Source organism: Mesorhizobium sp. L2C084A000 (assembly GCF_000502875.1).
In the GTDB taxonomy this organism is placed as follows: domain Bacteria; phylum Pseudomonadota; class Alphaproteobacteria; order Rhizobiales; family Rhizobiaceae; genus Mesorhizobium.
Genome location: NZ_AYWX01000035.1, coordinates 1 through 14,166, shown reverse-complemented (window position 1 = coordinate 14,166; position 14,166 = coordinate 1). Strand labels below are relative to the sequence as shown.

The following is a 14,166-nucleotide window of genomic DNA, read 5'->3' as shown; positions in this document are numbered from 1 at the left end:
CTCTTCATCAGTCCGTCCTTCAATCAAGGGCCGGACTCTAATCTCAGATGGAGGAAAAACTCAGTGGCAGGTCAGTATCAACTTCCCAATCGAGCCTTTCCTTGAACACCCGAAACCTGAGCCCGTGCATCTCTTTGAGTTCGCCTGCAAACTCGTTGTAAAAGTCTGGTGTTATCAGTTGCATCATGGTCGCCTCCATGTGGGATGTGTTCCCGCCATCGAAGGGCAAAGCTGACAGCGATGCAGCCTGTAGAGGTTTACAGGTATCGTGGCTGAAGAATCAGGATCTCGTCTGGCCGGAGGCAGCCATGCGTGCAACGGCCTGGTTGATCGTTCGAACGCCAAACTTTGCCTTGGCGTTTTCCAAGTGAAAAGTCACGGTGCGCTTTGAGACGCCGAGAAGCTGGCTGATATCCCAAGCCGACTTGCCGCGCGCTGCCCATTTCAGGCACTCGAACTCCCGCGGGGTGAGCGTTACACCATCCACCACGCGATCATCGGCGAGCCTGCGCCGGACATGGATATGAAAGTTGATGGCCACCAGCTGCAATGCTTTTTCGTAACGTGCCAGTGACCGCAACAGAAGCGGACGGGACTCGTCGGAAGCAAAGGTCAGGGCAGCAAACCGGCCGAGATGATCATGCATGGACATCGTCAGGCCGCCGCAGATGCCAAACTCAGCCGCACTCTCCAGAATTTGTTGCTGCGAATTCGGCAGACAGTGTCGAGCGCGGTCCACACCCCAATCGAATGTATCCCAGCCTTGCAGCCCGCGCAGGATGACCGGATCAAGACTGTGGTACCGCTGTTGCAGATAACGTGATGTCCAGGATGAAGGATAGTTTGAAATCAATTGGGGGGCGTCGCCGGAGGCCGACGGGTAAGTGAAATAGGCGAATAGCGGGAAGTCGAAGCCGGCTGCAGCGGAGGCCATTGCCTCACAGAGATCGGCAGCATCAACACTTGCAGACAGTTGCTCGACGAAGTTCTCAAACACGCGATGCATTTGCCCTGTGCGTAACCTCCGTTCGCTCAATGCCAGGCAGAGACCTTGTTTTAAACGATCCCGGACGGATACAGCGCGTGCCGAGAACGTGGCTAATCTGTTGAACCAATCCGAAATAGTCTGACGTTGTCTATGAGACGTGTGCCGCCGAGCCAGGCCGCGGCAAGCAACCGTGCCGGTCGATCAAGGCTTGGCATCGGGTGCAGATCTGCCTCTTCGCGAAGTTCCAGGTATTCGACCTCGCGATAGCCTGCAGCCAGAATTGCTGCGCGAGATTCTGCAAGCGTTGGCAGGACGGGTGAGCCGCGCCCAAGCCGCTCAGCCGTCTTGAGCAGGACCGATGATAGCTTGGGAGCAACAGCGCGTTGCGCTGGCGAGAGCCGCACATTGCGCGATGATAGCGCAAGACCGTCGGCTTCACGGACTGTCGGACAGGCAACAATGGTGATTGGAATATCCAAATCCCGGGCCATGCGCCTGACCAGGTGAATTTGCTGAAAGTCCTTTTCGCCAAAGAAGCCGAAGTCAGCGCTGGTCTGCAGGAAGAGCTTGGTGACGACGGTCGCCACGCCATCGAAATGTCCCGGCCGGAAGGCACCGCACAGGCCCTCGCTGACACCGGACACCGAAACGGTGGTGGCGAAGCCCGCCGGATACATCTCCTCTGCATCTGGCGCATAAAGCAGGTGCGCGCCAAGCGGTGCCAGTTTGGCGGCATCCTCGTCCTCGGTGCGCGGATACGCGGCAAGATCGGCCTGGCTGTTGAATTGCTTCGGGTTTACGAAGAGCGTCACGATCACACGGTCTGCCTTCTCGAGTGCAGCGCGCACCAGGCTGAGATGGCCCTCATGCAGGACGCCCATCGTTGGCACCACGGCAATCCTCACGCCCTCGCGGCGCCATGCGGCGACGATTTCGCGAAGCTGGTCAGCGCTCCTGACGATCGGCACGCTCACGCTGCTTCTCCGCTTTTGGTGGCTTGCGTGTCGGCGGGCGTGGGCGCATCGGCAAACACGTGCTCGGCGGCCGGAAACTGGCGCTCCTTCACCTCGTGCGCATAGGAAGCGATCGCAGCCGCAGCCGCCTCCCCCAGTTCAGCATAGCGCTTGACGAATTTGGGTCGGAAGTCGCCGAAGAGGCCCAGCATGTCGTCGACGACGAGAATCTGGCCGTCACAGGCTGCCGAGGCACCGATGCCAATGGTCGGGGCCGCCACCTCCCCCGTGATCCGGCGGGCGAGCGCCTCAGGAACCTTCTCCAGGACGATCGCAAAGGCGCCCGCTTCGCTCACGGCAAGTGCGTCGCGCCTGATGCGCTCGGCATCCCCGCCCCTGCCCTGCACGCGGTAGCCACCGATGGTGTTGATGGCCTGCGGCGTCAAGCCGACATGAGCCATGACCGGCACGCCGCGTGCGGCGAGGAAGCCGATCGTCTCTGCCATCGTTTCGCCGCCTTCGAGCTTGACGGCCGTGCAGCCGGTCTCCGCCATGACGCGCGCAGCATTTCGGAAAGCCTGCTCTGGGCTTTCTTCGAAGGAACCGAACGGCAGGTCGACGACCATCAGCGCCTGCTTGATGCCACGGCGAACCGCCTGGCCATGCGTGATCATCATCTCCAGCGTGACACCGAGCGTCGAGGGCAGACCGTGGAGAACCATGCCGACGCTGTCGCCGACGAGCACCACATCACAATGGGGATCGACAAGCCGCGCGACTGGGGTGGTATAGGCGGTAAGGCAGACGAGCGGCGTCCCACCTTTGCGCGAACGAATATCCGGCGGTGTGATCGCCTTGGTATCACCAAACGCGCTCAATGGATCCTCCTTCCCCTACGTTACCAACCGCGGGTGTCGCCTTTCGCACATTTTTGTGCAGGTGCGAAGAGCAAAAAAATGGCCGTGCAGCTGTGGGGTGTTGACGTGCCGACAGGCGCGCTTACACTAAATCGATTAAGTGCCCCCCCGAGCTGGCAAACCAATTCGCGAACATGGACGATCAGGCAATACGACTCAGGAAAGACAGAGCCGCCGTGAATGCCGACGACGTCAAAGTGGACCTGATCGCCTTTGTGGTCGCCGTAAACGACAGTGAACCCTGTGTCCTCACCATCGGCCAGGCGGACACCTTGCCCTCCGGTCCCTTTGCGCTTGAGCACCGATCGCTGCAATCCGGCTTGAGGGGGTGGGTCGAGCAGCAGACCGGCCATCGGCTGGGGTACATTGAGCAACTCTACACGTTCGCTGATCGGGATCGCATCGGCGCCGAGCGCCAGCAGCGCGTCATCTCCATCAGCTATCTTGCATTGACCCGCAAGGAACAGGCAGCGGGCCCGCCCAAGTGCGGATGGCAGAGTTGGTATGAATATTTTCCATGGGAGGACCATCGCTCCGGCACGCCTCCGGTCGTGCTGGATGTTCTGCGACCACGCCTGATTGAATGGGCAAACGGCGTCCGCGATGCGGCCACGCGACGTGAACGCTGGCAGCGGGCGACGATAGCCTTTGGCTTCGACGACCGCCTTTGGAACGAGGAACTCACGCTGCAACGCTATGAGTTAGTTTACGAAGCAGGCTTGGTCCAAGAGGCCGTAAGAGGGCGGGACGGGGCGCCCCCTCCGCTGGTGCCCAGCAAGTCCATGGTCGCCGATCATCGCCGCATCGTGGCGACCGGCATTGCGCGGCTGCGCTCCAAGATCAAATACCGGCCGGTCGTCTTTGAGCTGATGCCGACGGTCTTCACGCTTTTGCAGCTGCAGCGAACCGTGGAGGCGCTCGCCGGCAGGCTCATCCACAAGCCGAACTTTCGCCGACTGATCGAACAGCAGGAACTGGTCGAGGAGACCGGAGAGGCCACTACTGAGACCGGCGGCCGGCCAGCGAAGCTTTTCCGTTTCCGCCACGCCGTTCTCGACGATAGGCTCATCGCCGGGACAAAATTGCCGCTGGCGCGGGGTTGACATCCCTTATACTCACAGCAAGTATATGCTGGTTATTTTCAATTAGAGTATAAGCGGGAGAGGGTTGATGAGCGCCATGCTGCCTGCGGCCGCGTTGCTCTACGAGCGCGTCCGGCGAGTGATCCCGCCGATCGAATGGCCGGCTTTCGTCGACGATATCGAGGCGATCCTTGCACTGAAGCGCGAGCGCAACGCCATCATCCTGGCGCACAACTATCAGACGCCCGAGATTTTCCATTGCGTGGCCGACATCGTCGGCGACAGCTTGGCATTAGCCCGCACGGCTGCGACGATCGAGGCGCAAGTCATCGTGCTGGCCGGCGTCCATTTCATGGCCGAAACGGCCAAGCTCCTTAATCCGGACAAGACCGTGCTCATTCCGGATCTCAGCGCCGGTTGCTCGTTGGCGGAATCAATCACGGCAGAAGACGTGCGCTTGATGCGCCAGCGTTATCCCGGCGTTCCGATCATTACTTATGTAAACACGTCGGCCGAAGTGAAAGCCGAGTCGGATATCTGCTGTACATCCGGCAACGCCAAGGCGGTCGTCGAATCCCTTGGGGTTCTCCGGGTGATCATGCTGCCGGACGAATATCTGGCCCAGAATATCGCCGCCCAGACCGATGTACAGATCATCGCCTGGAAAGGGCATTGCGAGGTGCATGAGCGCTTTACACCGGCCGACATCCGCGAGTTGCGCGAAAGCCATCCCGGCGTGGTCGTGCTCGCCCATCCCGAATGCCCGCCCGACGTCGTGGCTGAAGCAGATTTTTCCGGCTCGACGGCTGCCATGTCCGACTATGTCGAAGGGCAAAGGCCGCCACGTGTCGTGCTGATGACGGAATGCTCGATGAGCGACAACGTCGCGTTAGCGCACCCAGAGGTCGAGTTCATCCGGCCCTGCAATTTGTGCCCGCACATGAAGCGGATCACGCTTGCCAACATCCGCACGGCGCTCGAGCAGAACCAACATGTCGTAACCATCGAACCCGGGATCGCCGGGCGCGCGCGGCTTGCGGTCGAACGGATGCTGGCAGTTTGAGCGCCGACCTCCGCAGCTTCTTCGGGCGTCCCATCATCATCGGCGGCGGCATCGCCGGACTGATGACCGCGCTTCAACTGTCGCCGGAGCCGGTGCTTCTTCTGTCAAGGTCGCTGCTGGGAGCTGACAATTCGAGCACCTGGGCACAGGGGGGTCTGGCTGCAAGTTTCGGCGAAGACGATGAGCCGGCAATGCACCTGGCCGATACGCTTGCTGCCGGGGATGGTCTCTGCGACAGAGACGTGGCGAGCCGCATCCTCCAAGCCGCGCCCAAGGCGATAGAGGGGCTTGCGGCCTTTGGGGTTCCCTTTGACCGCACGCCGAAAGGATCACTGTGCCTCGGATTGGAGGCCGCACACAGCCGACGTCGCATCGTTCATGCGCATGGGGACGGCACCGGGCGTGAGATCATGCGTGCCCTGATCGCGGCTGTGCGTTCCACTCCGTCGATAGTTGTCGTGGAGGGCGTGGAAGCGCGCCGGCTGGCCGTGCGAGAGAATGCGATCCGGGGCGTCTGGGCGAGCTGTTCGATCGGACCTTTCTTCTTCGGCTCACGGCGGGTCGTCCTCGCCACCGGTGGCATCGGGGGACTGTTTCTCGACACCACGAACCCTTGGGGAAGTTGCGGACAAGGCCTTGCACTTGCGGCCCGCGCTGGAGCTGTCCTAGCCGACCTCGAATTCATCCAGTTCCACCCGACCGCGCTTGACGGCCCGGAACGCCCTATGGCGCTGGTCAGCGAGGCTGTCCGAGGCGAAGGTGCTGCCCTGATCGATGAAACCGGCCAGGCTTTTCTCCAGAGCGTGCCAGGGGCGGAACTTGCGCCTCGCGATGTCTTGGCCCGGGCCGTGTGGAACCATCTTGCGGACGGCCACCGTGTTTTTCTCGACGCCCGACAACGGCCTGGCCCGGCATTCGCTCGACATTTCCCGACAATCGCATCAGCCTGTCGTGGAGCGGGCATCAATCCCGCCCGCGATCTCATCCCCATTCGGCCGGCCCAACACTACCACATGGGTGGCGTTGCAGTGGACAGCTCCGGCAGAACCTCCGTCAAGGGGCTGTGGGCCTGCGGCGAAGTCGCTTCGACAGGACTGCATGGCGCCAACAGGCTCGCCAGCAATTCCTTGACAGAAGCCATCGTGTGCGCCCGCTGGGTCGCTGAAAGTGTCGCCGGGACGCCTGCGCGCAGAACAAGGCCTGCGTTTGCCAACGTTTACCCACCGCCCGCTCCGATACGCGTGCGTGTTTTCCTGTCGCGCGCACTCGGCATCGTCCGGGATGGTGAAGGTTTGAAAGCAGCCGCGCGTGCCTTATTGCCGCTCGCCGAAAGCAAGGATGCGGTCTCGGATCCGGCGGCTGTCGGGCTAATGATCGCGGTTGCCGCCTTGTTGCGCGAAGAAAGCCGCGGCGCTCATTACCGGACAGATTTTCCTCATCATGCGACTGCCGCCCGACGGTCCGAAATCACCCTCGAAGCCGCCTTGGCTACAGCGCGGGGACTCGGACACTCGCCAAGTCTCGAAGGGCCGAAGTGATGACACTTTCACCGCTACCCACGGTCGTGCTTGAGCCGCTTGTACGGGCAGCTCTTCTTGAAGATCTTGGCAGAGCCGGCGACTTGACCACGCAGGCCATCGTCCCGAAGGAATACCAAGCGGGAACCGTGTTGGTGGCGCGACAGTCCGGAGTTGTCGCCGGCCTCGATCTGGCGATGCTCGCTTTCGGCTTGATTGATCCTGCTGTCGAAATCTCGGTGGAGCGCGCAGACGGCTGCAATGTCGTGGATGGAGAGATCATTGCATCAGTGGTTGGCCCGGCCCGGGCCATTCTCACAGCCGAAAGGACGGCACTCAATTTTTTGTGCCATCTGAGCGGCATCGCCACGGCAACGGCATCGATCGTCGCTGCGGTTCGTGGGTATGGCGCGAAGATCGTCTGCACCCGCAAGACGACGCCCGGATTGCGGGCAGTCGAAAAGTATGCCGTGCGCGCAGGTGGCGGGTCCAATCACCGCTTCGGTCTGGACGATGCAATCTTGATCAAGGACAACCACATCGCCATCGCAGGCGGCGTCCGCCCAGCGCTCGAGCGAGCACGAAGAGCGGCCGGTCATCTCGTCAAGATCGAAGTCGAAGTCGATACTCTGGCCCAGTTGGAGGAGGTACTTGGCTTCGATCCCGATGCGGTTCTGCTCGACAACATGTCCCTCCCCGATCTTCGCCGCGCCGTCGCAATGGTCGGTGGCCGCGCTATCACCGAGGCTTCTGGCGGGATCACGTCCCATACAGCGCGGGCGGTTGCCGCGACCGGCGTTGATCTGATTTCGGTCGGCCGACTCATCCACAGCGCGCCGATCCTGGATATCGGCCTCGACCATCGGGGCTCATGATTGTCTGAGTCAGGATTGGGTCAACTGTCCTCTCCGATCGTCAACAGTCAGATAGCAAAGACCCCGCAAGACAGACCGGAGGAACAGCATGGACATGCAAACGGCAAGTTCAACGCAGACATCGCCACAGGCTCAATCCCCTGACCCCGGAGCGTGGACCCTGGAGAAGGCTCAGGCACTTTACCATGCCCCCTTCAACAATCTCCTCTTCCTGGCGCAAACGGTGCACCGCCAGAATTTCGATCCAAACAAGGTCCAGCTCAGCCGGCTGCTCAGCATCAAGACGGGAGGATGCCCGGAGGATTGTGGCTATTGCAGCCAGTCGGCGCGTCACGAAACCGGCCTGAAGGCGTCGAAGCTGATGGAGGTCCGGCGCGTCATCGCCGAGGCGACCAAGGCGCGTGATGCCGGCGCCACGCGTTATTGCATGGGCGCGGCCTGGCGAAACCCCAAGGCGCGCGACATGGATGCGGTGGTGGCGATGGTCGAAGGCGTCAAGGCGCTGGGCATGGAGACCTGCATGACGCTCGGCATGCTCGATCTTGAGCAAGCCGCTCGACTGAAGCAGGCGGGCCTCGACTACTACAACCACAACATCGATACGTCGGAACGCTACTACAGCGAGATCATCAGCACGCGCGGCTATGCCGAGCGGCTCGACACGCTTGAGCAGGTTCGTCGATCCGGCATCAAGGTCTGCTGCGGCGGTATTGTCGGCATGGGCGAAGATCCGGTGGACCGGATCGACATGCTGGTTACGCTGGCGAACCTACCCGAGCCGCCGGAAAGCGTCCCGATCAACATGCTGATCCCGATCGCCGGCACCCCGCTTGCCGAAGCCAAGCCCATCGAGCCGATCGAATTCGTGCGCGTGATCGCCCTGGCGCGCATCATGATGCCGAAATCGCATGTGCGTCTTTCCGCCGGCCGCACCGCCATGACCGACGAGATGCAGGCGCTGTCCTTTTTTGCCGGTGCCAACTCGATTTTCGTCGGCGACACGCTGCTGACGGCGGACAATCCCGGTGAGGACAAGGATAGCCTTCTGTTCCGCCGTCTCGGCATTGAGCCGATGGAACTCGAGGCGCAATGAACGGGGCACCGCTTGCCCGCTATGACGCGACCTTGCAGGGACTGGCCCGCAAGGACCGGCTGCGGACGCTTGCGCCGCGCGCAGGTCTCGATTTCTCGTCGAACGACTATCTCGGGCTGGCCTCGTCCAGGAGACTTGGCGATGCTGTTGTGGCGGCGATTGCGCGGGGCACGCCGGTTGGCGCCACCGGGTCGCGGCTGTTGCGCGGCAATGCACCGGAACACGAGCAGCTCGAGGCAGACGCGGCGGCATTCTTTGGAGCCGACCGCGCGCTGTTCTTCGGCAGCGGCTACATCGCCAACTTCGCTCTGCTGAGCGCCCTGCCGCGGAAGGGCGATCTTTTGGTTCTCGATGAGCTCGCCCATGCCAGCATGCATGAGGGTGCGCAGGCCGGGCGCGCACAGTTCGTGCTGGCCGCGCACAACGATGCCACCGCTGTTGAGGATGCGATCACACGTTGGCGCGCCGCAGGCGGCATGGGATGCGTCTGGATCGCGGTGGAGAGCCTTTACAGCATGGATGGCGACTGCGCGCCTTTGGAGAGCCTGGTCGCGCTTGCCGATCGGCACGGCGCATTCATCGTCATTGACGAGGCGCATTCGACCGGCGTCTGGGGACCGGACGGCCGGGGGCTTGCCGCCGCTTTCGAGGGCCGCGACAACATCGTCGCGCTCCACACCTGCGGCAAGGCGCTCGGCGCATCTGGTGGGCTCGTGACCGGGCCGAGGGCACTGTGCGAGTATCTGATCAACCGTTGCCGGCCATTCATCTACGCCACCGCGCCATCGCCGCTGATGGCAGTGGCAGTGCGCGAAGCACTCGCAATGCTCGCCGACGAGCCTATGCGGCGTGTTCAGCTGCATGAACGCGTTGCCCTCGCCGGCCGCCAGCTGGCCGAGCGCTGCGGCGTGATACCCAGCGGCTCGCAGATCCAGCCCCTCGTAATCGGCGATATCAGGCGCACCATGGCAGTGGCGGCGCGCCTGCAGGCCCGCGGCTTCGACATACGCGGTATTCGTCCTCCGACCGTGCGCACGTCGCGGCTGCGCATCTCACTGACGCTCAATATCGGCGAAGCCGACATTTCCGCCATGGTCGAGGCGCTGGTCGAGGTGTTGGCCCAAACATCACCGGAGGCGGTATGACCCAACGCATCGTCATCACCGGAACCGACACGGGAGTTGGCAAGACCGTGTTTGCGGCTGGGCTCGCCGGTTTGCTCGACGGCTTTTACTGGAAACCGGTGCAATCGGGCCTCGACGGCGAGACCGACAGCGAAGTGGTCGCGCGGCTTGCCGGCTTGCCCTCAGAGCGCGTGCTGCCGGAAGCCTACCGCTTGCGGAGCCCGCTGTCGCCGCATCGTTCGGCCGAGATCGACGGCGTGGCGATCAAGGCTGCCGATCTTGCTTTTCCCGTCCTACCGACGCCGCTCGTCATCGAAGGCTCCGGCGGCCTGATGGTGCCGCTTAACCGGCGCACAAGGCTCATCGACATCTTCGCTGAATGGCGGCTGCCCGTTATTCTGTGCGCCCGCACCACGCTCGGCACCATCAACCACACCTTGCTCTCGATCGAGGCGCTCCGCGCCCGATCCATCCCGTTGGCCGGCATCGCTTTCATCGGCGATGAGATGGCCGATACGCAACGGACCATCGTGGAATTCAGCGGTGCGCCGCAGCTCGGCAGGCTGCCGCACCTCGATCTGCTGACCGGCAAGACACTGAGGGACGCAATGATTGCCGGCTTCGCCTTCGCCTCGATTACTGGAGGTGACTGATGTCGCAGTCTCATGTGTGGCATCCCTTCACCCAGCACGCGCTCGAGCCTGCGATCCCAGAAATCGTCCGGACTGAAGGCGCCTATCTCCGCAGGGCCGACGGCGCCCGCATCCTGGACGCCATCTCCTCCTGGTGGGTCGTCACACATGGCCACCGCCATCCCCGCATCATGAAGGCAATCGAGACAACCGCGTCGAGCCTCGACCAGATTATCTTTGCGGGCTTCACGCACGAGCCGGCAGAGCGCTTGGCCAAGGCGCTTGTCGGCCTCGCTCCCGCTGGACTCGACTGGGTGTTCTATTCCGACAGTGGCTCGACCTCGGTCGAAGTAGCGCTGAAGATGGCGCTCGGTTATTTCCGCAATATCGGCGCCCCACGCTCGCGCATCGTCGTCATGGATCACAGCTATCATGGCGACACGATCGGGACGATGAGCGTCGGTGCGCGTGGCGTGTTCAACGCCGCCTACGAACCCTTGCTGTTCGAGGTCGCCACCATCCCCTTTCCGGCAGCGGGGCGCGAGCAAGAGACGCTGGATCGTTTAGAGGCTGTGACCCGCGATCGACGAGCCGCAGCCTTAATCGTCGAGCCGCTGGTGCTGGGCGCCGGCGGCATGCTGATGTATCCGGCTTCAGTTCTGGCCGAATTGAAGAAGATCACTGAGGCCTCCGGCACGCTGCTGATCGCCGACGAAGTGATGACCGGCTGGGGGCGGACCGGAACCATGTTCGCCTGCGAGCAGGCATCGATCTCTCCAGATATCCTGTGCACCTCGAAAGGCCTGACCGGCGGCGCCATCCCGCTGGCCGTAACGCTTGCCACCGATGCCATCTTCCAGGCTCATTATTCCGAGGACCGGAAGAAGACATTTTTCCATTCGAGCTCCTACACTGCCAACCCGATTGCCTGCGCGGCAGCACTTGCCAATGTCGAGATCTGGCGGGACGAGCCGGTGGCCGAGCGCATTGCGGCCTTGAGCGCAATGCAGGCCACCGGGCTTCGACGCTTTCGCGACAACAGCTTCTTCACCGACTGCCGGGCGACCGGCACGATCGCGGCGCTCGACCTGCGAACCGGTTCCGCAGGTTATCTCGCCGAGATCGGACCGAAACTGCGCGCTTTCTTCCTCGAGCGAGGGCTACTTGTGCGCCCGCTCGGCAATGTCCTCTACCTTCTGCCACCCTATTGCATCACCGGCGACGAGCTCGAGCGACTCTATGACGCCATTGAGGAGGCGGGCGAACGCTTCGGGTCCAGGCCATGAGCAAGTCGTCGCGCATTCTCGGGTTTGGCCATCATGCGCCTGGGCGAAAGGTGGCGAATGCCGAAATCGAGAGCAATCTCGGTCTTGATCCAGGCTGGATCGAAAGGCGTACCGGGATACGGTCGCGCTTCTGGGCAACCGACGAAGACACGCTGTCTGGTCTTGCTGCGCAGGCCGGCGACATGGCGCTGGCGAACGCCGGTATTGCGCGCCACGACATCGGTCTGCTGTTGCTTGCCACCTCGACGCCCGACCATCTTCTGCCGCCCAGCGCGCCGCTGGTCGCACACAAGCTTGGCCTTGGCCGCGCAGGCGCGGTGGATCTGACCGGCGCCTGCGCCGGCTTCATCTATGCGCTGATGTTTGCGGACGGATTTACCCGCCTGCACGGCAAAGCGAGCCTTGTTATCGCCGCCAATATCCTCAGCCGCCGCATCAATCCAGCCGAGCGCGCAAGCTCGGTCCTGTTTGCCGATGCCGCCGGCGCCCTGGTGATCGGTCAGTGCGATGATGCTGATCGGGGCATTCTCGGTGCCTCGGTGGCTTCGGACGGCTCGCGATACGGGCTGATCCAGATTCCCGCAGGAGGAAGCAACAAGCCGTTCCACGGTGACCTCGATCTCGCGCAAACCCGAATGAGGATGACGGACGGCCGCGAAGTGTTCGCAATGGCCGTGGAGATGATGACCGATTGCTCGACAAGCGCTCTAGCCGCTGCCGGAGTGCGGCCACACGATCTCGGCCGGTTCGTGCCCCATCAGGCCAATACTCGGATTTTCGACGCGGTCGGGAGGAACCTCGGCATCGCCGACCAAGCAATTGTCAAGACGATTGCCGAATACGGCAACTCTTCGGCCGCGACGATCCCGCTGTCGCTCTCGCTCGCCAACCAGACGGAGCCATTCCAGCCTGGAGAGAAAATCCTTCTGTCGGCGGCAGGTGCGGGTCTCAGCGGCGGCGCTCTCGTGGTTGGAATCTAGCCGGCCGGCTCACGCGCGCAGGACTGGTCATGAATGGGAATAGGGCAACAGAACCAATGCCAAAATGGCCTTCTGAAGCTCGACACGACCGAGCTGACGCAGCACGACCCCGTGCGAGCCTCTGGATGAGATCAAATGCATCACCTGTTGCATCATTCGTGCCATCTGAATAAAGCTCAAATACAAAGGGTGAGCCGCCCCATATATGTCTGATACCCGACATTGTTCACATAAAAGGCTCGATGCTTACACGCTCTTTGCTCTCTTCTCTTTGCTGTCTGCTCTTTTCTCTTTGCTCTTTGCTCTTTCGTCTTGACTAGCAGGAGCATGCGGCTTATCTCATTGCCGCGTTAGCACTCGCTTCCGCTGAGTGCTAAGCACGCTCCGGCAACGGAGAACCGTTCAACATCCGCACCAAGGACATCCAAAAATGGCAAAGTCGAATTTCCGGCCGCTGCATGACCGCGTGGTCGTTCGCCGGGTCGAATCCGAATCCAAGACCGCCGGCGGGATCATCATCCCGGATACGGCGAAGGAAAAGCCGCAGGAAGGCGAGATCATCGCCGTCGGCTCCGGCGCTCGTGACGAAGCTGGCAAGCTGGTCCCGCTGGACGTCAAGGCCGGCGACCGCATCCTGTTCGGCAAATGGTCGGGCACCGAGGTCAAGATCGACGGCGAGGACCTGCTGATNCGCGACGAAGCCGGCAAGCTGGTCCCGCTGGACGTCAAGGCCGGCGACCGCATCCTGTTCGGCAAGTGGTCGGGCACCGAAGTCAAGCTCAATGGCGAAGACCTTCTGATCATGAAGGAATCCGACATCATGGGCATCATCGGCTGATATCAGGCCTTTCCCCGTCAACTGAATTCCCGGGCTCGATCAAAGCCCCTGCCAGGAGCTAAAAATGGCTGCCAAAGACGTAAAATTCTCCCGTGATGCCCGCGAGCGCATGCTGCGCGGCGTCAACATCCTCGCCGACGCGGTGAAAGTCACGCTCGGCCCCAAGGGCCGCAACGTCGTCATCGACAAGTCGTTCGGCGCCCCGCGCATCACCAAGGACGGCGTCACCGTCGCCAAGGAAATCGAGCTTGAAGACAAGTTCGAGAACATGGGCGCGCAGATGGTCCGCGAAGTTGCTTCGAAGACCAACGACATCGCCGGCGACGGCACCACGACCGCGACCGTTCTGGCGCAGTCGATCGTCCAGGAAGGCCACAAGGCGGTAGCCGCCGGCATGAACCCGATGGACCTGAAGCGCGGCATCGATCTGGCCGTCGTCGAAGTCGTCGCGGCGCTCGGCAAGGCTGCCAAGAAGATCAAGACCTCCGAGGAAGTTGCCCAGGTCGGCACGANAAGCCGCTGCTCATCATCTCGGAAGACGTCGAAGGCGAGGCTCTGGCCACGCTGGTCGTCAACAAGCTGCGTGGCGGCCTGAAGATCGCCGCCGTCAAGGCGCCGGGCTTCGGTGATCGCCGCAAGGCCATGCTGGAAGACATCGCCATCCTCACCGGTGGCCAGGTCATCTCGGAAGACCTCGGCATCAAGCTCGAGAACGTCGGCCTCAACATGCTCGGCCGCGCCAAGAAGGTGTCGATCTCCAAGGAGAACACCACCATCGTCGACGGCGCCGGCAAGAAGGCCGAGATCCAGGGCCGCGT

The 14,166-nt window shown here is 62.2% G+C and carries 13 protein-coding genes and 3 pseudogenes; 12 read left to right on the top strand and 4 right to left on the bottom strand.

Annotated elements, in window-relative coordinates; genetic code table 11:
• Positions 1–73: 73 nt before the first annotated feature.
• The 4 genes and pseudogenes from X735_RS1000000168465 to panB form a co-directional block, all read right to left on the bottom strand.
• Positions 74–187, bottom strand: a pseudogene (locus X735_RS1000000168465) (acyl-homoserine-lactone synthase); the annotation flags it as partial.
• A gap of 93 nt (positions 188–280) precedes the next feature.
• Entirely contained in the window at positions 281–1,006 is a 726-nt protein-coding gene (locus tag X735_RS136030; protein WP_023735835.1) for a LuxR family transcriptional regulator, read from the bottom strand.
• Between the two features lie 92 nt (positions 1,007–1,098).
• Positions 1,099–1,962: a pantoate--beta-alanine ligase gene (gene panC, locus X735_RS136035; protein ID WP_023814409.1), complete on the bottom strand. Its 864-nt coding sequence runs from the start codon at positions 1,960–1,962 to the stop codon at positions 1,099–1,101.
• Entirely contained in the window at positions 1,959–2,819 is an 861-nt protein-coding gene (panB, locus tag X735_RS136040) for a 3-methyl-2-oxobutanoate hydroxymethyltransferase (protein WP_023766592.1), read from the bottom strand. Before panB ends, panC begins: the two co-directional genes overlap by 4 nt.
• Before the next feature lie 173 nt (positions 2,820–2,992).
• Here panB and X735_RS136045 point away from each other — a divergent pair, with 173 nt between their 5' ends.
• From X735_RS136045 to X735_RS01000000166590, 12 genes and pseudogenes are all read left to right on the top strand, one after another.
• The gene (locus X735_RS136045) at positions 2,993–3,961 is read left to right on the top strand and encodes a membrane protein (RefSeq protein WP_023735838.1); all 969 of its coding nucleotides are present in this window, start codon (positions 2,993–2,995) and stop codon (positions 3,959–3,961) included.
• 67 nt (positions 3,962–4,028) lie between these two features.
• Positions 4,029–5,003, top strand: coding sequence for a quinolinate synthase NadA (nadA, locus tag X735_RS136050; RefSeq protein WP_023766591.1), 975 nt, complete (start codon positions 4,029–4,031; stop codon positions 5,001–5,003).
• A complete protein-coding gene (locus tag X735_RS136055; protein WP_023766590.1) occupies positions 5,000–6,541 on the top strand; it encodes an L-aspartate oxidase in 1,542 nt (513 codons plus the stop codon). Before nadA ends, X735_RS136055 begins: the two co-directional genes overlap by 4 nt.
• Positions 6,541–7,395: a carboxylating nicotinate-nucleotide diphosphorylase gene (gene nadC, locus X735_RS136060; RefSeq protein ID WP_031214027.1), complete on the top strand. Its 855-nt coding sequence runs from the start codon at positions 6,541–6,543 to the stop codon at positions 7,393–7,395. The genes X735_RS136055 and nadC overlap by 1 nt, the downstream gene beginning before the upstream one ends.
• Positions 7,396–7,489: 94 nt before the next feature.
• Positions 7,490–8,488 (top strand): biotin synthase BioB, encoded by a 999-nt coding sequence (gene bioB, locus X735_RS136065; RefSeq protein WP_050592767.1) that lies wholly within the window; start codon positions 7,490–7,492, stop codon positions 8,486–8,488.
• On the top strand, positions 8,485–9,633 hold the full coding sequence (locus tag X735_RS136070) for an 8-amino-7-oxononanoate synthase (RefSeq protein ID WP_023814406.1): 1,149 nt from the start codon (positions 8,485–8,487) through the stop codon (positions 9,631–9,633). Before bioB ends, X735_RS136070 begins: the two co-directional genes overlap by 4 nt.
• A complete protein-coding gene (bioD, locus tag X735_RS136075) occupies positions 9,630–10,265 on the top strand; it encodes a dethiobiotin synthase (protein ID WP_023735844.1) in 636 nt (211 codons plus the stop codon). The genes X735_RS136070 and bioD overlap by 4 nt, the downstream gene beginning before the upstream one ends.
• Positions 10,265–11,530: an adenosylmethionine--8-amino-7-oxononanoate transaminase gene (locus tag X735_RS136080; protein WP_023766586.1), complete on the top strand. Its 1,266-nt coding sequence runs from the start codon at positions 10,265–10,267 to the stop codon at positions 11,528–11,530. Before bioD ends, X735_RS136080 begins: the two co-directional genes overlap by 1 nt.
• Complete coding sequence (locus X735_RS136085) at positions 11,527–12,510, top strand: beta-ketoacyl-ACP synthase III (RefSeq protein WP_023814405.1); 984 nt, start codon at positions 11,527–11,529, stop codon at positions 12,508–12,510. Before X735_RS136080 ends, X735_RS136085 begins: the two co-directional genes overlap by 4 nt.
• Before the next feature lie 430 nt (positions 12,511–12,940).
• Positions 12,941–13,198: pseudogene (locus X735_RS1000000170165) on the top strand (co-chaperone GroES); the annotation flags it as partial.
• Positions 13,178–13,348, top strand: a complete 171-nt coding sequence (locus X735_RS1000000170160) for a hypothetical protein (protein WP_245273325.1) — start codon at positions 13,178–13,180, stop codon at positions 13,346–13,348. The pseudogene X735_RS1000000170165 and the gene X735_RS1000000170160, both read left to right, overlap by 21 nt.
• A 64-nt stretch (positions 13,349–13,412) precedes the next feature.
• Positions 13,413–14,166: pseudogene (locus X735_RS01000000166590) on the top strand (TCP-1/cpn60 chaperonin family protein); the annotation flags it as partial.